This is a genomic window from Streptomyces actinomycinicus (assembly GCF_016741775.1).
Lineage (GTDB): Bacteria > Actinomycetota > Actinomycetes > Streptomycetales > Streptomycetaceae > Streptomyces > Streptomyces actinomycinicus.
Genome location: NZ_JAERRK010000018.1, coordinates 1 through 23,780 on the forward strand (window position 1 = coordinate 1; position 23,780 = coordinate 23,780).

General features: G+C 71.8%; 19 protein-coding genes. 13 read left to right on the forward strand and 6 right to left on the reverse strand.

Going from position 1 to position 23,780, the window contains the following annotated elements:
• The 3 genes from JK359_RS27800 to glgB form a co-directional block, all read left to right on the forward strand.
• The coding region (locus JK359_RS27800; protein WP_201841226.1) for an alpha-glucosidase C-terminal domain-containing protein at positions 1–550 on the forward strand (550 nt) is incomplete at its 5' end.
• Positions 551–718: 168 nt separating this feature from the next.
• Positions 719–2,104 (forward strand): maltokinase N-terminal cap-like domain-containing protein, encoded by a 1,386-nt coding sequence (locus JK359_RS27805; protein WP_201841229.1) that lies wholly within the window; start codon positions 719–721, stop codon positions 2,102–2,104.
• Between the two features lie 27 nt (positions 2,105–2,131).
• Entirely contained in the window at positions 2,132–4,519 is a 2,388-nt protein-coding gene (glgB, locus tag JK359_RS27810; RefSeq protein WP_201841232.1) for a 1,4-alpha-glucan branching enzyme, read from the forward strand.
• Positions 4,520–4,660: 141 nt separating this feature from the next.
• Here the strand turns inward: glgB and JK359_RS27815 are convergent, their stop codons facing one another.
• Positions 4,661–6,955, reverse strand: coding sequence for a HelD family protein (locus tag JK359_RS27815; protein WP_307788302.1), 2,295 nt, complete (start codon positions 6,953–6,955; stop codon positions 4,661–4,663).
• A 124-nt stretch (positions 6,956–7,079) separates the two neighbouring features.
• Positions 7,080–8,753: an MFS transporter gene (locus tag JK359_RS27820; protein ID WP_201841236.1), complete on the reverse strand. Its 1,674-nt coding sequence runs from the start codon at positions 8,751–8,753 to the stop codon at positions 7,080–7,082.
• Between the two features lie 125 nt (positions 8,754–8,878).
• Between JK359_RS27820 and JK359_RS27825 the strand changes: the two genes are divergently transcribed.
• Entirely contained in the window at positions 8,879–9,493 is a 615-nt protein-coding gene (locus tag JK359_RS27825) for a TetR/AcrR family transcriptional regulator (RefSeq protein WP_201841238.1), read from the forward strand.
• A gap of 309 nt (positions 9,494–9,802) precedes the next feature.
• On the opposite strand, the gene JK359_RS27830 is transcribed toward JK359_RS27825, so the two are convergent.
• Positions 9,803–11,182 carry a cation:dicarboxylate symporter family transporter gene (locus JK359_RS27830; RefSeq protein ID WP_307788303.1) on the reverse strand — a complete coding sequence of 460 codons (1,380 nt, stop codon included), beginning with the start codon at positions 11,180–11,182 and terminating at the stop codon, positions 9,803–9,805.
• 153 nt (positions 11,183–11,335) lie between these two features.
• Here JK359_RS27830 and JK359_RS27835 point away from each other — a divergent pair, with 153 nt between their 5' ends.
• Positions 11,336–12,964, forward strand: coding sequence for a sensor histidine kinase (locus JK359_RS27835; RefSeq protein ID WP_201841240.1), 1,629 nt, complete (start codon positions 11,336–11,338; stop codon positions 12,962–12,964).
• Positions 12,961–13,656, forward strand: a complete 696-nt coding sequence (locus JK359_RS27840) for a response regulator (RefSeq protein ID WP_201841242.1) — start codon at positions 12,961–12,963, stop codon at positions 13,654–13,656. Before JK359_RS27835 ends, JK359_RS27840 begins: the two co-directional genes overlap by 4 nt.
• Here JK359_RS27840 and JK359_RS27845 read toward each other — a convergent pair.
• Together JK359_RS27845 and JK359_RS27850 are read right to left on the reverse strand one after the other, a co-directional pair.
• Positions 13,538–15,721, reverse strand: a complete 2,184-nt coding sequence (locus JK359_RS27845) for a tetratricopeptide repeat protein (RefSeq protein ID WP_201841244.1) — start codon at positions 15,719–15,721, stop codon at positions 13,538–13,540. The genes JK359_RS27840 and JK359_RS27845 overlap by 119 nt on opposite strands.
• A complete protein-coding gene (locus tag JK359_RS27850; RefSeq protein WP_201841247.1) occupies positions 15,718–16,275 on the reverse strand; it encodes a hypothetical protein in 558 nt (185 codons plus the stop codon). Before JK359_RS27850 ends, JK359_RS27845 begins: the two co-directional genes overlap by 4 nt.
• A 26-nt stretch (positions 16,276–16,301) precedes the next feature.
• Between JK359_RS27850 and JK359_RS27855 the strand changes: the two genes are divergently transcribed.
• The 7 genes from JK359_RS27855 (at position 16,302) to JK359_RS27885 (ending at position 22,613) form a co-directional block, all read left to right on the forward strand.
• Complete coding sequence (locus JK359_RS27855; RefSeq protein ID WP_201841250.1) at positions 16,302–17,165, forward strand: 5'-methylthioadenosine/S-adenosylhomocysteine nucleosidase family protein; 864 nt, start codon at positions 16,302–16,304, stop codon at positions 17,163–17,165.
• A 254-nt stretch (positions 17,166–17,419) separates the two neighbouring features.
• The gene (locus JK359_RS40230) at positions 17,420–18,151 is read left to right on the forward strand and encodes an NB-ARC domain-containing protein (protein WP_307788305.1); all 732 of its coding nucleotides are present in this window, start codon (positions 17,420–17,422) and stop codon (positions 18,149–18,151) included.
• A 90-nt stretch (positions 18,152–18,241) separates the two neighbouring features.
• Entirely contained in the window at positions 18,242–18,628 is a 387-nt protein-coding gene (locus tag JK359_RS40235; protein WP_201841252.1) for a tetratricopeptide repeat protein, read from the forward strand.
• Positions 18,629–18,696: 68 nt separating this feature from the next.
• The gene (locus JK359_RS27870; RefSeq protein WP_201841255.1) at positions 18,697–20,079 is read left to right on the forward strand and encodes an extracellular solute-binding protein; all 1,383 of its coding nucleotides are present in this window, start codon (positions 18,697–18,699) and stop codon (positions 20,077–20,079) included.
• On the forward strand, positions 20,076–20,939 hold the full coding sequence (locus tag JK359_RS27875; protein WP_201841257.1) for a carbohydrate ABC transporter permease: 864 nt from the start codon (positions 20,076–20,078) through the stop codon (positions 20,937–20,939). Before JK359_RS27870 ends, JK359_RS27875 begins: the two co-directional genes overlap by 4 nt.
• Positions 20,939–21,766, forward strand: coding sequence for a carbohydrate ABC transporter permease (locus JK359_RS27880; protein ID WP_201841259.1), 828 nt, complete (start codon positions 20,939–20,941; stop codon positions 21,764–21,766). The genes JK359_RS27875 and JK359_RS27880 overlap by 1 nt, the downstream gene beginning before the upstream one ends.
• A 139-nt stretch (positions 21,767–21,905) precedes the next feature.
• Positions 21,906–22,613: an XRE family transcriptional regulator gene (locus JK359_RS27885; protein WP_201841261.1), complete on the forward strand. Its 708-nt coding sequence runs from the start codon at positions 21,906–21,908 to the stop codon at positions 22,611–22,613.
• A 121-nt stretch (positions 22,614–22,734) separates the two neighbouring features.
• Here JK359_RS27885 and JK359_RS27890 read toward each other — a convergent pair whose 3' ends face one another.
• Entirely contained in the window at positions 22,735–23,760 is a 1,026-nt protein-coding gene (locus JK359_RS27890) for an ATP-dependent 6-phosphofructokinase (protein WP_201841263.1), read from the reverse strand.
• Between the last annotated feature and the right edge of the window lie 20 nt (positions 23,761–23,780).

Below are 23,780 nucleotides of genomic sequence, written 5' to 3' on the forward strand. Positions count from 1 at the left end.
ACCGATCCTGTACTACGGCGACGAGATCGGGATGGGCGACAACATCTGGCTCGGCGACCGCGACGCCGTGCGCACGCCCATGCAGTGGACGCCGGACCGCAACGCCGGCTTCTCGTCCTGCGACCCGGGACGCCTCTACCTGCCGACCATCATGGACCCGGTCTACGGCTACCAGGTCACCAACGTGGAAGCCTCCATGTCCTCCCCGTCCAGCCTGCTGCACTGGACGCGCCGGATGATCGAGATCCGCAAGCAGAATCCTGCCTTCGGACTGGGGTCCTACACCGAGCTGCCGTCCTCGAACCCGGCGGTGCTCGCTTTCCTGCGGGAGGCTCCCCTGACCGAGGAGGGAGGGGACGACCTGGTGCTCTGCGTCCACAACTTCTCCCGCTTCGCGCAGCCCACGGAACTGGACCTGAGCCGGTTCGAAGGGCGGCACCCCGTCGAGCTGTTCGGCGGGGTGCGGTTCCCGGCGATCGGCGAACTGCCGTACCTGCTCACCCTCGCGGGCCACGGGTTCTACTGGTTCCGGCTGCGCCGGGAGGCGTGAGCGTCCCGCGGGACGGGCCGTCGGCCCCCCGATGGCTCGTTGTGGCCGGTCGCACGGTTCCCGCGCCCTCTCGGGGCGCTGCCGGGCGGGGCGGCGGGTTTCCGCCGCCCCGCCCGGGGCACGCAGAAGTGACACCCCCTCGCGCTCAGGGGAAAGGACGTGACGCCCATGGCGGAAACGGTCACCTCTTCCGGCACCACCCCTCTGCTCGCCTCGCTGGACCCCTTGCTGCGCGCATGGCTGCCACGGCAGCGCTGGTTCGCCGGCAAGGGCCGCCCGGTCACCGGGTTCACCCCCGTGGCCGTCACCGAACTGCTGCCACCCGGCGGCCGGCTGGGCCTGTACCACCTGCTGCTGCGCGTCCACCAGCCCGACGCACCGGGCGCCCCGCCGCACCCCGGCGACTGCTACCAGCTCCTCATAGGCGTGCGCGAGGCCCTGCCGCCCCGGCTGGCGCCCGCGCTGATCGGCCATGTGGAGGAGGGCCCGCTCGCCGGACACACGGTGTACGAGGCCCTGCACGACCCCCGGCCCGCCGAGGTGCTCCTGGAGGCCCTGCGCACCCGGGACCGTATCGGCGGGCTGTGTTTCGAGCGTGACCCGCAGCAGGAGATCCGGTCGGGTCTCGTGGCCCGCCTGATGACCGCCGAACAGTCCAACTCCTCGGTGGTCTATGGCGATACGTTCATTCTGAAGCTGCTCCGCCGGGTCGTCCCCGGTGTCAACCCCGACCTGGAGATCCCGCTCGCCCTGGCCCGCGAGGGCTGCGCCCGGGTGCCCGCGCCGACGGGCTGGCTGACCGCCGAGCCGGCGGCCGGGGAGCCGTACGTGCTCGCCGTGCTCCAGCCCTATGTCAGCGGGGCGAGCGACGGCTGGGAGCTGGCGCTGCGCGAACTGGCCAAGGGCGAGGACTTCGCCGCGGAGGCACGGGCGCTGGGCCGGGCCACGGCCGAGGTGCACACCGCGCTCGCCCGTGCCCTGCCCACGGTCACCCTCGGTCACCCGCAACTGGAGCTGCTGGTCGGCGGCATGACCGAGCGGCTCGCGGCGGCCGTACAGGCGGTCCCGGCGCTGCGGCCGTACGAGCGCGGGCTGCACTCGGCGTACGAGGCGCTGGCCGGGCTCGCCGCCGAGGGCCGCAGCTGGACCGCGCAGCGGGTCCACGGCGATCTGCACCTCGGACAGTGCCTGCGCTCGCCGTCCGGTCAGTGGTCGCTGATCGACTTCGAGGGCGAACCGGCCCGGCCGCTGGCCGAACGCCGGATGCCGCAACCGCCGGTGCGGGACATCGCGGGGATGCTCCGCTCCTTCGACTACGCGGCCCGTTCGGCGACCGGGCCCCACCCGGCCTGGGCGCACGCCTGCCGATCCGCCTACTGCTCCGGGTACGCCGAGGTGGCGGGCCGCGACCCCCGCACCGATCCCGTGCTGCTGCGGGCCTACGAGACCGACAAGGCGGTCTACGAGGTCGTCTACGAGGCCCGGCACCGCCCCGACTGGCTCCCCGTACCGCTGTCGGCGATCCGCCGTCTCGCCGCGTCCGACCAGACCTGACCCGATCCTCGCCCGGGAGACTCGCTCGTGACGTCGAAGAAGCCAGCCCCCTCGAAGCCCGCCCAAGACACGGAGAACGTCGAAGCCGCCGAGAGCACCCAGAGCACCGACGGCACGGGTGGCGCCCGAGCCGCGAAGAAGAAGCCCCGCAGGAGCAAGGCCGCGAGGCCGAAGGTACGGGAGCCGCGGGTGCCCGCTCAGCCGGCGGCGCCCGTGCGGGAGGCCGCCGTCTCCCCCGCCGTGGACGCAGGTGACCGCGAGCGGCTGCTGCACGGCACCCATCACGACCCGCACTCCGTGCTGGGGGCGCACCCGGTCCCGGGCGGGGTCGCCTTCCGTGCGTTCCGCCCGTACGCACAGGCCGTCACGGTCGTCTCGGGCGAGCTGCGGGCGGAGCTGCACGACGACGGCGACGGCTTCTTCTCCGGGCTGCTCCCGCTCGCCGAGGTTCCCGCCTACCGGCTGCTGGTGACGTACGACGGCACGGTCCACGAGACGGAGGACGCCTACCGCTTCCTGCCCACGCTCGGCGAGCTGGACCTGCATCTGATCGGCGAGGGCCGGCACGAGCAGCTGTGGCGTGCGCTGGGCGCGCACGTCACCAGCCGGCAGGGGGTCGCCGGCACCCGGTTCGCGGTGTGGGCGCCGAACGCGCGGGGCGTCCGGGTCACCGGCGGCTTCAACTTCTGGGACGGCACCGGCTTCCCGATGCGCTCGCTGGGCGCCACCGGGATCTGGGAGCTGTTCGTGCCGGGGATCGGCGAGGGCGAGCTGTACAAGTTCGAGATCACCCGGCCGGACGGCTCCCGGACCCTGCGCGCCGACCCGCTGGCCCGCCGCACCGAGGCCCCGCCCGCCACCTCCTCGATCGTGCACGTCTCGCACCACGAGTGGGGCGACGAGCGGTGGCTCGCCCACCGGGCGGACACCCCGCTCCACGAGGCCCCCTTCTCCGTCTACGAGGTCCACCTGGCGTCCTGGCGGCCCGGACTGACCTACCGCCAGCTCGCGGAGCAACTGCCCGCCTACGTCTCCGAGATGGGCTTCACGCACGTGGAGCTGATGCCGGTCGCCGAGCATCCGTTCGGCGGCTCATGGGGCTACCAGGTCACCGGCTGCTACGCCCCGACCGCCCGGCTGGGCACCCCCGACGACTTCAAGTACCTGGTGGACAAGCTGCACCAGGCCGGCATCGGCGTGCTGATGGACTGGGTGCCGGCGCACTTCCCGCGGGACGAGTGGGCGCTGGCGGAGTTCGACGGGCGCCCGCTGTACGAGCACCACGATCCGCTGCGGGCGGCCCATCCCGACTGGGGCACGCTGGAGTTCGACTTCGGCCGGCGCGAGGTGCGCAACTTCCTGGTGGCCAACGCGGTGTACTGGTGCGAGGAGTTCCACATCGACGGGCTGCGCGTGGACGCGGTCGCCTCGATGCTCTACCTCGACTACTCGCGCGAGCCGGGCCGGTGGACGCCGAACGAGCACGGCGGCCGGGAGAACCTGGACGCGGTGGCCTTCCTGCAGGAGATGAACGCCACCGTGTACCGGCGCTGCCCCGGTGTGGTCACCATCGCCGAGGAGTCCACCGCGTGGGACGGCGTCACGCGGCCCACCCACCACAAGGGTCCGAGCGGGTTCGGCGGGCTCGGCTTCGGCCTGAAGTGGAACATGGGCTGGATGCACGACTCGCTCCAGTACATGGGCCACGACCCCGTGCACCGCAAGTACCACCACCACGAGATGACGTTCTCGATGGTCTACGCGTACAGCGAGAACTACGTGCTGCCGATCTCGCACGACGAGGTGGTGCACGGCAAGCGGTCCCTGGTGTCGAAGATGCCCGGCGACTGGTGGCAGCAGCGCGCGAACCACCGTGCCTACCTGGGCTTCATGTGGGCCCACCCGGGCAAGCAACTCCTCTTCATGGGGCAGGAGTTCGCGCAGGGGGCGGAGTGGTCCGAGGCGCACGGCCCCGACTGGTGGCTGCTCGACCCGTCCTACGGCGCCGCGGCCGAGCACCAGGGCGTGCGGGACCTCGTACGGGACCTGAACGCGCTGTACCGGGCCACACCGGCGCTGTGGCAGCGGGACACCGACCCGGCGGGCTTCGAGTGGGTCGCCGGGGACGCCGCGGACGACAACGTGTTCGCGTTCCTGCGCCGCGACGCCGACGGCACCCCGCTGCTGGCGGTCTCGCACATGGCCCCGGTGGTCCGCCACGAGTACCGGATCGGGGTGCCGGAGGACGTGCCGGCCTGGGTGGAGGTGCTGAACACGGACGCGGCGCGCTACGGCGGCGGCGGTGTGCCCTGTCCGGACGTGGTCAAGCCCGATCCGCTGCCCTGGCACGGCCGTCCGGCGAGCATCCGGCTGACCCTGCCGCCGCTGACGACGGTGTGGCTGCGCCCGGCCTGACCTCCTTCGCCGCCCCCGCTCCCCGCCGCGCATTCGCCCGGCGGGGAGCCGCGCAGTCGCTCGGGCGCGCGGGGGGGCCGGAAGGGGCGGTGGCGGCCGGGGCGGAAGGGGCCCGGGAGCGGTCGCTCCCGGGCCCGGGCGTCACTCCGTGTCCGCCAGCGCCGGCGGCAGCGCCCCGGTGTGCAGCACCCCGAGCCGCTGCGTCGCCCGGGTCAGCGCCACGTACAGGTCGCTCGTGCCGTAGGCGCCCGGTTCCACCACCAGCACCGCGTCGAACTCCAGGCCCTTGGCCTGGCGGGGGTCGAGCAGCACGACGGTCTGCGTCAGGTCGGGTTCCGCACCGGCCGTGACGCCGTCCAGCCGGGCAGCCAGCCCGCGGTGCAGCTCGCGCGGGGCGATCACCGCCAGCCGCCCTTCGACGGGCGTGAGTTCGGCGACCGCCTTGGCCACCGCGCCGGGCAGGTCGTCGGCGGCCCGCCGCACCCAGGGCCGGACACCGGTGGAGCGGACGGAACTCGGCGGTTCGAAGCCGGGGCGCTCGGCACGGACCACGGCCGCCGCCAGCTCCATGATCTCGGCCGGGGTGCGGTAGTTGACGCCCAGCCGGGTGTGCTCCCAGCGGTCCTCGACATAGGGGCTCAGGATGTCCGCCCAGGAACCGACGCCGGCCGCCTCCGCGGTCTGCGCGGGGTCACCGACCAGGGTCATCGAGCGCGTCGGGCTGCGCCGCATCAGCAGCCGCCAGGCCATCGGCGACAGCTCCTGCGCCTCGTCCACGATGATGTGCCCGAACGCCCAGGTTCGGTCGGCGGCGGCGCGCTCGGCGGCGCTGCGGTGGTCGGCCTCCTCATGGCGCTCCGCGAACCGCTCGGCGTCGATGATGTGGTGCGCCGCCAGGACCTCGGAGGCGTCCGGGTCGCTGTCCTCCTTGTCCTCGAACTCGTACGTGCGGGACGCGTACGAGACGTCCAGCACGCCCTGCGCGTAGGCGACCTGGGTCTCGCGTTCGCGCTCGGCGCGGGCCCGGACCACCCGGTCGTCCTCGCCGAGGAGTTCGGCCGCCTCGTCCAGCAGCGGCACGTCGGCGACAGTCCAGGCCCGGGTCACCGGGCGGCGGATCGCGTCGGCGTCCTCCCGGGAGAGGTGGCCGTCGGGCTCGGCGAGGAAGTCGGCGACCAGCCGCTGCGGGGTGATGCGGGGCCACAGCCGGTCGATGGCCGACCAGACTTCGGGGTTCTCGGCGAGTTCGTCGCGGATCTGGGTGAGGTCCGCGGCGTCCAGCAGGCTGCTGCCGTCGTACGGGTCGGTGCCCACGCGCTCGGCGTACAGCTCGGTGAGGGTGTTGAGGATGTACCCCTCGAAGTATTCGCGGGCCACGTTGTGCGGCAGCCGGGCGGCGCGGGTGCGTTCCCGGGCCACGCCCACCAGGCCGTCGTCGAGCATGAGCACCTCGCGGTCGTGCTCGATCGCGACGACCGGGTCGGGCAGGGCCTGCCGGTCGCGTACGACGGCGGCGAGCACGTCGGCCATGCCGGCGCGGCCCTTGACGGCGGCCGCCTCGGGCGTGTCGGTGGCGGTGGCCCTCACCCCGGGGAACAGCTCGCCGACCGTTGCCAGCAGTACCCCGGTCTCGCCGAGGGACGGCAGCACCTCGCCGATGTAGCCGAGGAAGGCCGGGTTCGGGCCGACGATGAGGACCGCCCGGCGGGCCAGCAGTTCCCGGTGCTCGTAGAGCAGGTACGCCGCACGGTGCAGGGCGACCGCGGTCTTGCCGGTGCCGGGACCGCCCTCCACGACCAGGACGCCGCGGTGGGGTGCCCGGATGATCCGGTCCTGCTCCGCCTGGATGGTCTGCACGATGTCGCCCATGCGGCCGGTGCGCGCCGAGTTCAGCGCGGCCAGCAGCACGGCGTCGCCGTTGTGGTCCTCGTGGCCGGTGCGGGTGGCGTCGCCGAGGTCGAGGATCTCGTCGTGCAGGGAGGTGACGGTCCTGCCCTCGGTGGCGATGTGCCGGCGGCGGCGCAGGCCCATGGGGGTGTGGCCGGTGGCCAGGTAGAAGGGACGGGCGACGTCGGCCCGCCAGTCGATGAGGACCGGCGTGCGCTCGGCGTCGTCCTCGCGCAGCCCGATCCGTCCGATGTGGTGCTTCACACCGTCGGCGAGGTCGATCCGGCCGAAGCAGAGGGAGCCGTCCACGGCGTTCAGCGCGGCGAGCAGCCCCGAGCGCTCGGCGACCAGGATGTCCCTCTCCAGCCGGGCCTGCATGGGCTTGTCGCCCTGGGCGAGCGCGTCCGCGACGGAGTCCTGCGCCACACCGCGCAGCACGTCGACGCGCGCGTACAGCCCGTCGATGAATTCCTGCTCGTGCCGCAATTCATCGTCCGGAAATTCACTGTTCGACAGATCCGCGTTTGACAATTCCGCTCCCGCCCGCATATACTGTGCTCACTGGACTTCTCCGCGACTCAATTCAATTGAAGTCGCGAACCATTGAATATACGCACAGAAATCCCCCGGGCGCAATTGTCCGGGGGATTTTTTGCGGCTTCTCCCGGGCGGATCAGCCGGCCGTGGTGTCCACGAGTTCCTTCTCCTGCGTCCTCGCCTCCGGCGCGGGGGTCTCCCGGCGCGGCAGCAGGACGGCCACCAGGACCGTGCCGACACCGAGGACCACCGCGCCGACCAGGCTCGTGCGGGCCACCGCGTCGGCGAAGGACGAGCCCACCGCGTCGGCCATCTGCCGGGCGCCTGCGGCCAGTTCGGCGGCCTGGTGCTTGAGCGCCGCGGCCTGCTGCGGGTCCTGGGCCTGCGCCGCCCGCCCGGCCAGCTGGTGCGCCTTGTCACCGATGCCCTGCGCCACGGCGTACCCGGCGCCGACCGAGTCCTGCGCGGTGTCCAGGGCGCTCGCCGGGAGCTTGCTGCCGGCGGTGGCGTCGGAGAGGTGGTCACCGTAGGAGGTCGCGAGCAGTGAGCCGAGGATGGCGATGCCGAGCGAGCCGCCCAGTTCCAGCGAGGTGTCGTTGACCGCGCCGCCGACGCCCAGTTCGGACTCCGGGAACGCGCCCATGATGGCGTCGGTGCAGGGCGAGAGGGCGAGGCCGATGGCGAGGCCCAGGATGATCAGCGGCGCCACGAAATCGCCGTACGCGGAGCCGGCGTCCACCCGGGTCAGCAGGGCGAGGGCGGTCGTGCCGCCGACCATGCCCGCGCTGACGGTCCACTTCATGCCGACGCGCGGGGTGAGCCAGCCGGTCAGGGCGGAGCCGACGAAGACGGCACCGGCGAGCGGCAGCATGCGCACACCGGTCTCCAGCGCGTCGTAGCCGAGGACGAACTGCAGGTGCTGGGTGAGGTAGTAGAACGCGCCGAACACGGCGAGGAAGAACAGGGCGACCGCGAGGTTGGATCCCGCGAACCGGCGCCCGGTGAAGCGGCGCACGTCCAGGATCGGGCGCGGGTGGCGCAGTTCCCAGAGCACGAAGGCGACCAGGGCGACGCCCGCTACCACGGCCGCGGTGACGGCCTTGACGCCCCAGCCGAAGTGCGGCCCCTCGATGATCATGTAGATCAGCGCGCCGGTCCAGATCACCGACAGCAGTCCGCCCACGTAGTCGATGCGGTCGTGGTGGCCGGCCCGGGACGGCGGTACGAGGACGAAGGCGCCGACGATCGCGACGGCCGCGACGGGCACGTTGATCAGGAAGGTCGAGGACCAGCCGTGGTCGCGCAGCAGCGCACCGGCGACCACCGGACCGGCGGCGATGGCGAGCCCGGCGGTGGCGGTCCACAGGGTGATCGCCCTGGCCCGCTCGGCACGCGGGAAGGTCGCCGCGAGCAGCGAGAGCGTGGCCGGCATGATCAGGGCCGCGCCGACGCCCATCACGGCGCGGGCCGCGATGACGGTCGCGGCGCTGTCGGCCAGGTACCCGAAGACGGCTCCGCCGCCGAACACCACCAGGCCGAGGACGAGCGCCCCGCGCCGGCTGTACTTGTCGCCGATCGCGCCGAGCAACAGCATCAGCGCCGCGTAGGGGACGGTGTAGCCGTCGACCACCCACTGCAGGTCGGCGCTGGTGAGCCCGAGGTCCTGCGTCATGTCGGGCGCCGCGACCGTGAGGGCGGTGTTCGCCATGACGATGATCAGCAGACTCAGGCAGAGCACCAGCAGCGCCCACCAGCGCCGGGCATAGGGCCGGTCCATCCTTTCGACCGGTTCCGTCTTGACGAGTCGCATGGCAGGGCGCCTTCCTCGTTTCCGCGATGGAGTTGCACAGCGGCGTGCAATTGCACGACCATGTGAAATGTACGGTGTTGCACAGCACTGTGCAAGTCGGGTCGGGGGGCAGCGGGGAAGGCAGAATGACCGCCATGACCACGGGTAGCACCAGCCGCGCCGACGCCAACCGCCGCCGCATCCTCGACGTCGCCCTCGCCGAACTGCTGCGCGATCCCGACGCCTCCATGGACCAGATCGCGCGCGCCGCCGGAGTCGTACGACGGACGGTCTACGGCCACTTCCCCAGCCGCGAGGCGCTGATCAGCACCCTGGTCGACGGGGCCGTGGCGGCGCTGGCGGACGCGGACGCACGTGCCCGCGCCGGTGTGAGCGACCCGGCGGAGGCACTGGCCCGCTCACTGCTCGCCCTGTGGCCGGTGGCCGACCGATACCGGCTGCTGATCGCCCTGGCCCAGCGCACGGTCACCGTCCAGGGCATCCGCGAACGCCTCGCCCCCCTGCGCGAGGACAAGATCCGCCTCCTCCAGCGCGGCCTGGACGAGGGTGTGTTCGTCTCCCCGCTGCCCGCGCCGGCCCTCGCCTACGTGGTGGAGCAGATGCTGTTCGCGGTGACCGAGGCGGTGAACGACGGCCTCCTGGCAGCGGAAGAGGCGGGCCGCTCGGCCGCGGTCTCCGTCCTGACCGCGGCAGGCGTACCCGCCCCACGCGCCACCGAGCTGGTGACCGGGATGTCGTGACGCACCCTCGTGACGCCGGAAAAGCGGGAAGCCGGAAGGCGGGACGCGCGAGCCGGGAGGCGGAAGGCGCGAGGCGGAAGGCGGGAGGCGGAAGGCGGGAGGCGGAAAAGGGGAAGCCGGGCGGCCGAGGTACGGGGGATCCTCGGCCGCCCGGCGGTGACACCCGGACGCCCGGCCCGGGTTCAGGCCGGGCCGGACGTCCGGAGCACGGGGACGGGGCGCGTAGCGCCCACGTCCAGGGGCGCGGGGAACTGCGCGATCGGCCACATCGAGGCCGCAGCCGCCCGACGGGACGAGCCCGGCAGACGCCTAGGCCTTGACCAACCCTTCCTCCCGCGCCTCGGGAACGTCACCCACCGTCGTCCGGCCTTCGTCCAGCAGCGTCGTCTCGTCGAACGGCAGCTCCCCGGCCAGCACCCGCCGCACCCGCACCGTGTCGATCTCCTTGGTCCAGGTACCCACGAGCACGGTCGCGACCGCGTTGCCCGCGAAGTTCGTCAGCGCCCGGGCCTCGCTCATGAACCGGTCGATGCCGACGATCAGACCGACGCCGTCCACCAGCGCGGGCTTGTGCGACTGGAGACCGCCGGCCAAGGTGGCCAGCCCCGCACCGCTGACCCCGGCCGCGCCCTTGGACGCCAGCAGCAGGAACAGCAGCAGCGGGATCTGCTCCCCGACGGACATCGGCGTACCCAGCGCGTCCGCGATGTACAGCGACGCCATGGTCATGTAGATCATCGTGCCGTCGAGGTTGAACGAGTACCCGGTCGGCACGGTGATGCCCACCACCGGCCGGCTGACACCCAGGTGCTCCATCTTCGCGATGAGCCGCGGCAGCGCGGACTCGGACGAGGAGGTGGACAGGATCAGCAGGAACTCCCGGGCCAGGTACTTGAACAGGGACAAGACGTTCAGGCCCGCGACGATCCGGAGCAGCGCGCCGAGCACGATGAAGACGAACAGGAAGCAGGTGACGTAGAAGCCGGCCATCAGCACGGCGAGACTCTTGAGCGCGTCCAGGCCCGCCGAGCCGACCACGGCCGCGATCGCCCCGAACGCACCGATCGGCGCGGCCCACATCACCATCGACAGGATGCGGAAGACCAGCCGCTGGATGTGCTCGATGCCGCGCAGCACCGGCCGGCCGGCGGAGCCCATGGCCTGGAGCGCGAATCCGGCGAGCAGGGCGACCAGCAGCGTCTGCAGGACCTGGCCCGCGGTGAAGGCGGACACGAACGTGGTCGGGATGATCGACAGCACGAAGTCCACCGGCGGCAGCGCCTCGCTGGACACCTGGGCGTGCCCGGTCTGCCTGAGGGCATCGGTCAGATGCAGCCCCGCCCCGGGGTGCAGGACGTTGCCGACGACGAGCCCGATGGCCAGCGCGACGAGCGACATCACCAGGAAGTAGCCGAGGGCGATACCGCCGACGGCCCCCACCTTGGCGGCCTTCCGTACGGACCCGATGCCGAGCACGATCGTGCAGAAGATGATCGGCGAGATCATCATCTTGATCAGGTTCACGAATCCGGTGCCCAGCGGCTTCAGCTCCACCGCGGCATCGGGCCAGATGAGACCCACGGCGATACCGAGGGCGACCGCGACGATCACGGCGATGTACAGGTAATGGGTCCGGTCCCGCTTCCCACGGGGTGCGGCAGGTGCCGTATCGGGAGTGCTGGCGGCCACGACTGCCCTCCTTGACGTCTTCGTCGGCGAACAACCGGCGTGCGGCTCACGTCCGGGCGTTGTTGGGGATGCCGTGACTATCTCCCGCCCTGTGAGGGCGGTCACCCTTCCGTTCATTTAGTTCACGCTCGAGCGGAGAGGGACACTGCTGGCATGCGCGTACCCACCCTTCCGCGGCCCCGCAGCCTGGCCGGCCAGCTGTTCGCCATGCAGGCCGTGCTGATCGCGGTCGTCGTGGCCGGGTACGCGCTGTTCACCTACGTCAGCGACCAGCGCCAGGCCGAGGACGCGGCCGCCCGCCAGGCCACGGCGGTGGCCCGCTCGATCGCCGACTCCCCCTCGGTCCGCGCGGCGATCCGCACCTCGCACCCCTCGGACCTGCTGGAGCCGTACGCCCTGCAGGTCATGCGGGACGCGAACGTCGACTTCGTCACGATCATGAACCCGTCCGGCATCCGCTGGACCCACCCCGACAGGAAGCAGATCGGCAGACGCTTCCTGGGCAACATCGGCCCGGCCCAGCACGGCCGCACCTTCACCGAGACCTACACCGGCACCCTCGGCGCATCCGTCCGCGCGGTCACCCCCATCACCGACAACGGCCGCATCATCGGCCTGGTCAGCGCCGGCATCAAGGTGGAGACGATCAGCGCCCGGGTCCAGGACCAGGTCACCGCGCTGCTCGGGGTGGCCGGCGTGGCCCTGCTGCTGGGTGCGGTCGGCACCCACGTGATCAACGCGCGGCTGCGCCGCCACACCCACGGCATGAACGCCACCGAGCTGAGCCGGATGCACGCCTACCACCAGGCGGCACTGCACGCGGTCCGGGAGGGGCTGCTGATGCTGGACGGCCGGTACCGGGTGGCGCTGATCAACGACGGCGGCCGGGAACTGCTGGGCGTGGGCCCGGAGGAGGAGGTGGTGGGCCGTTCGGTGGCCGACCTGGGCCTGCCCGCCCCGCTGACCGGGGCCCTGCTCTCCGCCGAGCCCCGGGTGGACGAGGTGCATCTGACGGCGTCCCGGGTGCTGGTGGTGAACACCTCCCCGGTGTCGGGGGGCGAGCAGCGCGGCACGGTCGTCACCCTGCGCGATGTCACCGAACTCCAGTCCCTGATGGGCGAGCTGGACTCGGAGCGCGGCTTCACCCAGGCCCTGCGTTCCCAGGCGCACGAGGCGGCGAACCGCCTGCACACGGTCGTCTCCCTGATCGAGCTGGACCGGGCCGGGGAAGCGGTGGAGTTCGCGACCGCCGAGCTGGAGCTGGCCCAGGCCCTCACCGACCAGGTCGTCGCGGCGGTGAGCGAACCGGTGCTGGCCGCCCTGCTGCTGGGCAAGACGGCGCAGGCGAACGAGCGGGGCGTGGAACTGGTGGTCTCCCCCGACAGCCGCCTGGACGACGGCCTGCTGCCGCCCGAACTGCCGGCGCGGGACCTGGTCACGATCCTCGGCAACCTGATCGACAACGCGGTGGACGCGGCGCAGGGGACGGTGGGGGCGCGGGTGACCGTGACGGCGTACGCCTCGGACGCCGAACTGGTGCTGCGCGTGTCCGACACCGGCCCGGGGGTCGACCCCGGCCATGCCGACCTGGTATTCCAGCGGGGGTTCTCCACCAAGCCGGCCGGGCCCGGCGGGCGGGGGCTCGGGCTGGCCCTGGTCCGGCAGGCGGTGACCCGCCACGGGGGCACGTTGACGGTGGCGGAGTCCGACGAGGACGGCGAGGGCGGAGCGGTGTTCGAGGTGCGGTTGCCGTTGCGCACGGTCACGGGTGGCAGCAGATGACGAACGAACAGCAGCCCATCCGCGTCCTCGTCGTCGAGGACGACCCGGTGGCAGCCGACGCCCATGTGATGTACGTCGGCCGGGTGCCGGGGTTCGTCGCGGTCGGCAAGGCGCACACGGGCGCGGAGGCACGGCGGATCCTGGACCGTACCCCCGTGGACCTGCTGCTGCTGGACCTCCACCTGCCGGACGGGCACGGGCTGCAGCTGGCCCGCTCGCTGCGGGCGGCCGGGTACCACGCGGACGTGATAGCGGTGACGTCGGCACGCGACCTGGCGGTGGTCCGGGAGGGCGTCTCGCTCGGCGTCGTCCAGTACGTCCTGAAGCCGTTCACCTTCGCGACGCTGCGGGACCGGCTGGCCCGGTACGCCGAGTTCCACGCGGCGGTGGGCGAGGCGAGCGGCCAGGACGAGGTGGACCGGGCCCTGGCGTCCCTGCGGGCGCCGTCGCCGGCGGCACTGCCGAAGGGGCTGAGCGGGCCGACGCTGGAGCGGGTGACGGCCGCGTTGCGGGAGGCCGCTTCGGAGGGGCTCACGGCGGCCAGGGTGGCCGAGGCGGTGGGGATCTCGCGGATCACGGCCCGCCGGTACCTGGAACACCTGGTGGAGGCGGGCCGGGCGGGACGGAGTCCGTTGTACGGGCAGGTGGGGCGACCGGAGCTGGTGTATCGGTGGGTTCCTCAGGGGCGGTGAGGGCGGCTGCGCGTACGCGGGCTTCGGCGGCTTCTCGGGGGGCGTTGGCACGGGTGTAGGCGCCGGCGGCTCGAAGGTAGTGGGCGCTGGCATCCTCAAAGTGCCCGAGGGAGCCGAGGGCGAGGGCAAGATTGTCGAGACTCTGGCCCGCCCCGTACCAGTGCTCGAACTCCAAGCAGAACTGCAGATCTTTGCCGTAGGCCTGCAGGGCTTCGTCCACCCGCCCCACCGCTTCCAGAGCGTTGCCCAAGTTGTTCCACACGGTGGCCTCGATCTGGCGGTCCCCGATGGTCTGAGACAGAGCCAGGGCACGGGTGTAAGCGTTGATCCCGTCCGCCACTCGGTCCGCTTCCTCCTGCGCGAGACCGAGGTTGTTCCACGCCATGGCCTCGCCCTCACGGTCACCTAGCCTGTGGCACAGATCGCGACTGCGGGTGTGCGCATCCACGGCATCGTCGATGTGTCCGAGATCGCGCAGGGCAAGGCCGAGGTTGTTCCACGCCGCTGCCTCACCCTCGCGGTCGCCAAGGCTCCGGCACAGATCGCGACCACGGAGTGTGGCGTCCACCGACTCCTCGGGCCGGCCCGCAACCACCAAGGCGTTGCCGAGGTTGATCAACGCCATGGCCTCGTTCTTCCGGTCACCGGCGTCATGTGCCGCCTCTTGAGCAGCACTGCTGACGGTGATCAGGTCGTCCCAGTGCCGCCGCCACTCGAAGTAGGTGCCCAGACACAAGGCCAGCCTCACAGCCACACTCGCGTACCGCTCCGACCGCCCCCACTGTGCCGCGGCCACCAGCCCCGCGCGCTCCCTGTCGAACCAGACCAACGCCTCAGCGCGGGTGGCGAACCGCTCCGGCTCCGGCTTCCCCGGGAGCCACCGTAGTCGGTCATCCGCCGCGTCCGCCCAATGGTAGTAGTGCACAAGAAGCCGATGCCGCGCCTCGTCCACCGTCTTCACGTCCCCGGTCAGCTCACCCGCTCCGAACTCACGCACGAGGTCGTGCATCCGCCAGCACCCCGCGTCGTTTCCCCGCTCCACCAGGTGTGCTCGCGCCAGGGCTCGCAGGCCGGCCAGCGGCGGCTCTTTCTCCCCGGCCAGCACAGCGGCCACCTCTTCGCTCACCTCTGGTCCGGGTGCCAGAGCCAGCAGCCTCAGCAACCGTGCCTCGTCCGCAGGAAGCCGCCGGTACGACAGGTCGAACGCGGCGCGCACACTGCGGTCGCCGTCGTCGAGCGCGGCAAGCCGGTCGTACGACGCGCCCAGTTCGCCGGCGAGTTCCGCGGCCGACTTGCCGGGATCCTCCGCAAGCAGCGCCACCGCTATCTGCAGGGCTAGCGGCAGATACCCGCACAGCCCAGCCAGCCGCGCCGCCGCATCCGTCTCCTCCACGACCCGGTTGTCCTCCGGGTCGGCGATACGGAGTGCCCTGTCGAGGAGTTCGTACGCGGCGCCAGGCGTCAACTGATCCAACGGCACCAGCCGCGCCCCCAGCTGGGCCAGCCGGTCCCGCGAAGTGACCAGCACTCGGTGCCGCACACCCCCCGGCAGCAACGGCCTCACCTGCTCCGGCGACGACGCGTTGTCGGCGACGATCAGGACCGCCTCCCGCCCGGCCAGCACCGACCGGTACAGCGCCGCCCGCTCGTCCGCCGTCGCCGGGATGTGCTCCGGCTCCACGCCCAGCGCCCGCAGCAGCGACTGCAACGCCTGGTCCGCCGTCACCGGAACGTCGTCGTACCCGTGCAAGTCCACGAACAGCACCCCGCCAGGAAACCACCCGGCCTCCCGCGCCGCGTACGCCGCCTGCACCGCCAGCGCCGTCTTCCCGATGCCACCGAGCCCGGAGACGGCGGTGACGAGGACGGCCTGTTCGGCGTCGGCGGCCGAGGGATCCAGCGCGGCCCTCAGGCGCGCCAACTCCTGGTCCCGGCCGGTGAATCCGGCGGCGGGCGGCGGCAACGCGTCCAGGGCTGTAGGTGCCGGCGCCTGCTGCTTGTACTCCGCCTTGCCGATGACCGGCCCGGTGAACTTCCCGCCCTGGAAGTCGACATGATCGCTCATCCCGCTGCGCTCCCCGCCCCGAACGGTACGGCGTACTGGACGATGTACGCCCCCAGTCCCGCCACGGCGACGGCCTCCAGCGCGGACAGGACGACCAGGCCGGCCGAGACGTCGTCCCCCACCCAGTACACGACGAGCCCGCTCAACGGAACGACGCAGAAGGCCAGGAGGTCCACGACACACTGCGCGACCTTCCGTGAGAACCGTCGCGCGTCACCCCGGTGCGCGACCTCCCACCGGAACACCTCGGCGCCCTCCGCCTGCACCAGCTCGGCGAGCCGCGGCCCCAGTTCCCCCCGGACGTACGCCCCGATCGCCGAGATCTTCTGATCGTTGACGAGGTACGTCCATCCGAGCACCACACACACCGGCGGCAGGGCCAGCAGCATCGCCGTCTGCCTGGCCTGGGCCGCGGCGGCGATGACGGCCGCGACGACGGTCAGGGTGACGTACAGCAGGTTGTCCCGGAACCCGATCCGTGTCTTCTGCTCGTCCTTGACGGTCTGGTACTCGGTGAGCAGCAACTGCCCCACGGTGACATCTCGTTCCGCCACCTCTACCCCTTCCCCCGGCGTACCTTATGAGTGTGCCGGAGACGAAGCCCACTGTTCTGGTCCTGACCGCACTTGCGCTGGAGTACGCGGCGGTGCGGGCGTACGTCGAGGAACGGGAGGAACGCGTCCATCCGAACGGGACCCGCGTCGAAACGGGCAGGCTGCCCGACAGCCCGTGGCGGGTCGCGATCAGCGAGCTGGGGGTCGGCGCCGAGCGGGCCGCGGCACTCGCGACGCGGCTCATCGAGTGGCTGAAGCCGCAGGCCGTGTTCTTCGTCGGGGTCGCCGGCAGCCTGAAGAAAGACGTCGGCATCGGCGACGTCGTGGTCGGCACCGACGTGTACGAGATCCACGGCGGCAAGCAGACGGACGAAGGCTTCAAGGTCCGCCCCAAGGCCTTGCCCGGCTCCCACGCGCTCGAACAGGCGGCGCGTTCGGCGGCGCGGGACCTGGCGGACGTCGTGGTGCACTTCGCGCCGGTCGCCACCGGGGACGTGGTGCTGGCCGACGCCGAGTCCGCCATCGCGCGACACCTGGAGTCGCACTACAACGACGCCGCGGCGATCGAGATGGAGGGCTCCGGGGCGGCCCGGGCGGCCCACTTCAGCGGCCAGTTGGACGCCCTGGTCATCCGGGGCATCAGCGACCGGGCGAACGCGGACAAGGCCGCGGCCGACGCCGGTGGCTCGCAGCAGCTGGCGGCTGCGCAGGCCGCCGCGGTGACGATGGCGGTGCTGCACAAGCACCGGCCTCGTGACGGGGGTTCCGCCGACTCCGAGGAGGGCCCCCGAGGCCGCCCCGCGGGCCACGGCGGCGAGCACATCGACTTCCGCGGCGGCGTCTTCCTCGGACCCGTCATCGGGAAGCAGGTCGGAGGACAGCAAGCCTGAGCGCCCTACCCCTGGGGACACCAGGCCGGAAGGCGGCGTGGGGGCGGTCCACGGACCCGTTCCGCGCGCCAGGGCCGTGCTCCCGCCCCGGCCCATCGGCTTCACCGGCCGTACGGACGAACTGAACCGCCTGCTGCCCTGCCTCGCGCCCGTTCCCGAGGACGACAGCGCGCCGCCCATCCTCATCTCCGCCCTCACCGGCATGGGCGGCATCGGCAAGACCGCGCTGGCCCTGGAGGCGGCGCACCGGGCATGTGCACAGGAGTGGTTCCCGGGCGGGACGCTCTTCGTGGACCTGCGCGGCTACGACGACGCCCCGGCCACCGCCGACCAGGCGGTGCTGGCACTGCTGGACGCGCTCGGCGTGCACGGACCGGACCTGCCGACCACGGCGGCGCGGCAGTACGACGTCGTACCGGGACCGGCTCGCCGGGCGGCCCCGGACCCTCCTCATCCTCGACCACGTCTCCGACCCGGCCCAGTTCCGCGAGCTGCTGCCCGGCACCGGCCGGCACCGGGTGCTGATCACGTCCCGGGACCGCCAGGACACGCTGCCCATCCGGCACGTGGAACTGGAGACGCTGGACCCGGACGACTCGGTGGCCCTGCTGACCCGGGCACTGCACGACGCCGACGAGCGTGACGACCGGGCGGCGCGCGAACCGGACGCCCTGCTGCGGCTGGCCTCGCTGTGCGGGCACCTGCCGCTGGCCCTGCAGATCGCGGCGGCGATGCTGCGCCGGCGCCGGTGCCGGGACATCACCTCGCTGGTCTCGGAGACCGAGGAGGCGGGCGACCCTACCCGGGTGCTCGACCGCGGCAGCCCGGGGGCGGACCTCTACGGCCGTTCGCTCGTCCTGCGCCCGGTGCTGGAGACGTCGTACCGCCGTCTGGCGCCGGCACAGGCCCGGTTGCTGCGGCTGCTCGCGCTGGCCCCCGGCGAGGATTCCGGTACCGAGGCGCTGTCCGCCCGAGGCGGCCAGTGACCGTCTGTCCTGGCTGCCGGGGCGAGACGAGCCGGAGCCGTTCGCCGACCGGTCCCAGGCCTTGGCATGGCTGGACGGGGAACGGTCCCTGTGAACAACCTGGGTCTCACCCTGCGTGCGGCAGGCCGCCTGGACGGAGCGATCGACGCTCACACGCACTCCCATGAGGTGGCCAAGGCCCCCGGCGACCGCCTCAGGGCCGCCATGGCGCTGAGCAACCTCGCCAACGCCCTGCTGGTGGCGGGCCGTTCGGAGAAGGTGATCCAGATGCACGCCGAGGCGCTGGAGATCTACAAGGAGTTCGGAGACTGGTTCCGAACCGGCCAGTCCCTCAACAACCTGGCCATCGCCCACCAGGCCGCTCAGCACCCCGTCGAGGCGCACGCCTACTGGCTCATGGCCGTGGACGCCTACAACCGTGCCAATGCCCCCGAACAGGCCGCCAGATCCCAATCCCGCGCAGACTCATTGACCTGACCGGACCAGCCCTCATACCTTCACACGGCAGCAATCTCCGCGCCACCCCCACGTGCGCTCAGGAGGTCATGCCCGTGCGCCCCACCGCCGCCACCCCCACCGCCGCCACCCTCACCGCTCTCGCCCTCGCCGCCACCGCCCTCACCGCCTGCGGCAGCGGCTCCGGCAGCGACCCGGACACGCTCAAGGTGTCGTACAAGCAGTCCACCGACAACTCGGTCAAGGTGATGGACACCTACCTCGCCGGGATCAAGGAGCAGTTCGAGCGCGAACACCCCGGCAAGAAAGTGGAGTTCGTGCCGATCAAGGCCCCGGACTCGGAGTACTACACCAAGCTCCAGCAGATGCTGCGCTCCCCGCGGACCGCGCCGGACCTGGTCTACGAGGACACCTTCCTCATCAACTCCGACATCACGAGCGGCTATCTGAAGTCCCTCGACCCGTACCTCGCCAAGTGGCCGGACTGGGACCGGTTCTTCGACACCGCGAAGGCCGCCGCGAAGGGCCAGGACGGCAAGACGTACGGCGTCCCGGACGGGACGGACACCCGCGGACTGTGGTTCGACAAGCGGGTGTTCAAGAAGGCCGGGCTGCCCACCGACTGGCAGCCGAAGACCTGGGACGACGTCCTCGCGGCCGCCCGGACGATCAAGCGGAAGGTTCCCGGCGTCATCCCGCTCAACGTCTACACCGGCAAGCCGGCGGGTGAGCGGGCGACCATGCAGGGATTCGAGATGCTCCTGTACGGCACCGGCGACGGCTCCTCCGATCCGCTCTACGACCGTTCGGCGAAGAAGTGGATCAGCGCCGGCCAGGGGTTCCGGGACTCGTTGACGTTCGTCGAGACCGTCTACGAGGAGAAGCTCGGGCCCGAGGTCTCCGACGCGCTCGATCCCAACTTCGCCACCACCGTCAACGGCGAGCTTCTCCCCCAGGGCAAGCTCGGGATCGACCTGGACGGCTCCTGGCTGCCGCAGGCCTGGCTCCCGGGCAGCGGGCACGCCTGGCCCGACTGGTCCCGCCGGCTGGGGCTGGCACCCATGCCGACGCAGCACGGGCAGGCGCCCGGGAAGGTCAGCATGTCCGGCGGCTGGACCTGGGCCGTCCCGGCAAAGGCCGGCAATCCGGACCTCGCCTTCGACTTCGTCAAGGTGATGCAGACGAAGGACAACGCCCGGAAGTGGTACATCGCCAATTCCGGCATCGCCGTGCGGAAGGACGTCGCCGAGGATCCCGCCTACGCCACCGCCCAGCCCGGCATCGAGTTCTTCACCGGCCTGGTGGCGCACACCCACTACCGGCCCGCCTATCCGGCGTACCCGAAGGTGTCGACCGCGGTCCAGGAGGCCATGGAGGGGGTGACGACCGGTGACCGGTCGGTGCAGGAGGCGGCGCGCGGATTCGATTCCGCCCTCGACGACGTCACCGGCGGCCGAGTGATCCGGAAATGAGGGCCCGGCGCCGGGCCGCCCGGTTCCTCCCGCTCACTCCCGCCGTCGTCCTCCTGCTCCTCTTCCTCGCCGGGCCGATCGCCTACTGCGTGTACATCGCCTTCACCGACCTGCAGCTGACCGGCCAGGCCCACTCCTCCTTCGTCGGTCTGGCCAACTTCCGCCGGGCCTTCCGGGACGACGCGTTCCTGAACGCCGTGTGGCTGACGCTGGTGTTCACGGTGCTGTCCTCGCTCGTCGGGCAGAACACCCTGGGGCTGGCCCTGGCCGCACTCATGAAGCGGGCCTCGAAACCGGTGCGCACGTTCACCGGCGGAGTGGTGATCACGGCGTGGGTGCTGCCGGAGGTGGTCGCCGGGTTTCTGCTGTACGCGTTCTTCCGGCGGGAGGGGACGCTCAACGCCGTCCTCGGCTGGCTGCACCTGCCCCGGCAGAACTGGCTGTTCACCCTGCCCGTGCTCGCCGTGTCCTTCGCCAACGTCTGGCGGGGCACGGCGTTCTCGATGCTCGTCTACTCCGCCGCGCTGGACGGGATACCCGCCGAGATCACGGAGGCCGCCGAGGTGGACGGTGCCGGCGGCTGGCGGCGGATGTGGCACATCACGCTGCCGATGATCCGGCGGTCCATCGGCACCAACCTCATGCTCAACACCCTGCAGACGCTCTCCGTCTTCGGGCTGATCTGGGTGATGACGCGGGGCGGGCCCGGGGACCGGAGCCAGACCCTGCCGCTGTTCATGTACGAGCAGGCGTTCCAGAACAGCATGATCGGGTACGGCACCGCGGTCGCCCTGCTCCTGCTGCTCGTCGGCTCCCTGTTCTCCGCGGTCTATCTGCGGCTGCTGCGGACGGAGGTCTGATGGCCCGCGACCGTGCCTCGCGGCGGCTCGCCGCCGACCTCTCACTGCTGGCCGTGGCCGGCGCCTTCGCCCTGCCCCTGGTCTGGGTGCTGCTGTCGGCCGTGGACCCGCACGCCGGGCTGAGGGTGAGGGTGCCGGACGGGGTCACGCTCGACAACTTCGACGCGATCCTGACTCCGGAGATCACCTACACGCCGTTACTGAACAGCCTCGTCCTGTGCGGGGGTGCCACGGCGCTGACGGTCGCCTGTGCCGCTCTCGCCGCGTATCCGCTGTCCCGGTTCCGGTCCCGGCTGAACCGGCCGTTCCTGCTGACGGTCCTGTTCGCGACGAGCCTGCCGATCACGGCGATCATGGTGCCGGTGTACGCGCTGTTCGTCCGGGTGGACCTGATCGACACCCTGCAGGGCACGGTCTTCTTCTTCGCCGCCTCCCAGCTGCCCTTCGCGATCTGGTTGACGAAGAACTTCATGGACGGCGTGCCGAGGGAGCTGGAGGAGGCGGCCTGGACGGACGGGGCCTCGGCGTTGCAGTCCCTCGTGCGGATCGTGCTGCCGCTGATGGGTCCCGGGCTCGCCGTCGTCACCGTGTTCTCGTTCGTGATGATGTGGGGGAACTTCTTCGTCCCGTTCATGCTGCTGCTCTCGCCGGACCGGATGCCGGCCTCGGTGAGCATCAACGACTTCTTCGGCAACCGGGGCATGGTGGCGTACGGGCAGCTCGCCGCGTTCTCCGTGATCTATTCGACGCCGGTGATCCTTTTGTATGTTCTGGTGGCACGGCGGCTGGGCGGGGGGTTCGCGCTCGGCGGCGCCGTGAAGGGGTAACGTCAGGTAACTCCAGGTCACACGGGGTGACACCGAGTGTCAGCTCACTCTCCGCGATCAACCCGTACGTTCCTACGATCCGTGATCTCGGCGGAACCGACCGTAGTCAGCGTGGCGGAACACCCCTACTTTGTCCGGCGTGCGCCAACCCTCAGCCCAACCGAATCCCCCGGCTCCCCCGTTCAACGCCCCGGCCGCCCGCAGGCTCCGTGCCGCCCTCGGCATGGGGCCCGAGCACGTCGCCTACGGAATGCGTGCCTCGTACGGGCTGCCGTACGTCACCCCCGATCTCGTGATCGCCTGGGAGCGCGGCACCGTCGCCCCTGGGAACCCTGAACTCACCGCGCTCGCGGGTGTGCTGTGGTGTTCTCCGGGCGAACTCATCGGCCGCCCGCGGACCCTGCGCGAGCACCGCATCGCCCGTGCCGTCGCCCCTGAGGACGTCGCCCACGCCGTCGGCATGGAGCTGCGCGCCTATCTGCGGGCGGAGGAGAGCGGGCAGTGGCGGGGCAACGAACGCCAGTCGGCCGCGCTCGCCGGGATCCTGGACCTCGCCCTGCCCGACTTCGTCGCCGTCACCGGCCGTGAGGCGAAGCTCGCCGACCTGCTGCACAGCGCGGTGACCACCCGCTGGCAGGCCTATGTGCGGCCGGTGATGAAGCTCGCCCCCCTGGAGAAGGAGGTGGTGGAGGCGGTGCTGCAGGAACTGCACCAGGACTACCAGGGGCACATGGCCGCCACCCTGAGCTGGGGCGGCGGCAGCAGAAGCGCCAGTGAGTCCGGGACGCAGTTCCTGGACGGGATCGTCGACAACTTCTGGACCGGCGTCGAGGGCAGGACCGGCTGACCGCGGCCTCGCCTGGACCGGCTGACCGCGGCTCCGCCTGGACCGGCTGACCGCCTCCGCCTGCAGACGTGCCCCGCCGCGGCCGGCGACGGCCCGCCGGCCGGGTGTGGGGGCGTACGGCTCAGAAGACCGACTCGGCCTCGTCCATGCGGTCCTTCGGCACGGTCTTCAGCTCGGTGACCGCCTCAGCGAGCGGAACCATCACGATGTCGGTGCCGCGCAGCGCGGTCATCCGGCCGAACTGGCCGCGGTGGGCGGCCTCGACCGCGTGCCAGCCGAAGCGGGTGGCCAGGACCCGGTCGTAGGCCGTGGGGACGCCGCCGCGCTGGACGTGGCCGAGGATGACCGGCTTGGCCTCCGTGCCGAGGCGCCGCTCCAGCTCGTAGGCGAGCGCGGTGCCGATGCCCTGGAAGCGCTCGTGGCCGTACTGGTCGATCTCGCCCTTGCCGTAGTCCATCGTGCCGTCGGCGGGGTGGGCGCCCTCGGCGACGCAGACGACGGCGAACTTCTTGCCGCGGGAGAAGCGCTCCTCGACCATCTTGACCAGGTCGGCGGGGTCGAAGGGGCGCTCGGGCAGGCAGATGCCGTGGGCACCGGCGGCCATGCCGGACTCCAGGGCGATCCAGCCGGCGTGCCGGCCCATGACCTCGACGACCATCACCCGCTGGTGGGACTCGGCCGTGGTCTTCAGGCGGTCCATCGCCTCGGTGGCGACGCCCACGGCGGTGTCGAAGCCGAAGGTGCGGTCGGTGGAGGAGATGTCGTTGTCGATGGTCTTGGGGACGCCGACGACCGGGAGACCGGCGTCGGAGAGCATGCGGGCCGCGGTCAGGGTGCCCTCGCCGCCGATCGGGATCAGCGCGTCGATGCCGAACTCCTCGACCATGTCGGTGGCCTTGTCGCAGGCCTCGCGCAGCCGGTCGCGCTCCAGACGGGAGGACCCGAGGATGGTGCCGCCGCGGGCCAGGATGCCGCTGACCGCGTCCAGGTCGAGGGCGCGGTAGTGGCGGTCGAGCAGACCCCGGTAGCCGTCCTCGAAGCCGATGACCTCGTCGCCGTACTGCGCCACCGCCCGGTGCACGACCGACCGGATCACGGCGTTCAGGCCGGGGCAGTCGCCGCCTGCGGTGAGAACTCCGATGCGCATCGTGCTGTGTCTCCTGCTCG

Bases quoted from the DNA above. Each gene is read 5' to 3' on its own strand.
- JK359_RS27840 (WP_201841242.1), top strand. From the start codon at position 12,961: ATGACGAACGAACAGCAGCCCATCCGCGTCCTCGTCGTCGAGGACGAC.
- JK359_RS27815 (WP_307788302.1), bottom strand. From the start codon at position 6,955: ATGCGGGCGGGAGCGGAATTGTCAAACGCGGATCTGTCGAACAGTGAA.
- JK359_RS27845 (WP_201841244.1), bottom strand. From the start codon at position 15,721: ATGAGCGATCATGTCGACTTCCAGGGCGGGAAGTTCACCGGGCCGGTC.
- JK359_RS27870 (WP_201841255.1), top strand. From the start codon at position 18,697: ATGCCCGTGCGCCCCACCGCCGCCACCCCCACCGCCGCCACCCTCACC.
- JK359_RS27835 (WP_201841240.1), top strand. From the start codon at position 11,336: ATGCGCGTACCCACCCTTCCGCGGCCCCGCAGCCTGGCCGGCCAGCTG.
- JK359_RS27890 (WP_201841263.1), bottom strand. From the start codon at position 23,760: ATGCGCATCGGAGTTCTCACCGCAGGCGGCGACTGCCCCGGCCTGAAC.
- JK359_RS27805 (WP_201841229.1), top strand. From the start codon at position 719: ATGGCGGAAACGGTCACCTCTTCCGGCACCACCCCTCTGCTCGCCTCG.
- JK359_RS27825 (WP_201841238.1), top strand. From the start codon at position 8,879: ATGACCGCCATGACCACGGGTAGCACCAGCCGCGCCGACGCCAACCGC.
- JK359_RS27820 (WP_201841236.1), bottom strand. From the start codon at position 8,753: ATGCGACTCGTCAAGACGGAACCGGTCGAAAGGATGGACCGGCCCTAT.
- JK359_RS27875 (WP_201841257.1), top strand. From the start codon at position 20,076: ATGAGGGCCCGGCGCCGGGCCGCCCGGTTCCTCCCGCTCACTCCCGCC.
- JK359_RS27855 (WP_201841250.1), top strand. From the start codon at position 16,302: ATGAGTGTGCCGGAGACGAAGCCCACTGTTCTGGTCCTGACCGCACTT.
- JK359_RS27880 (WP_201841259.1), top strand. From the start codon at position 20,939: ATGGCCCGCGACCGTGCCTCGCGGCGGCTCGCCGCCGACCTCTCACTG.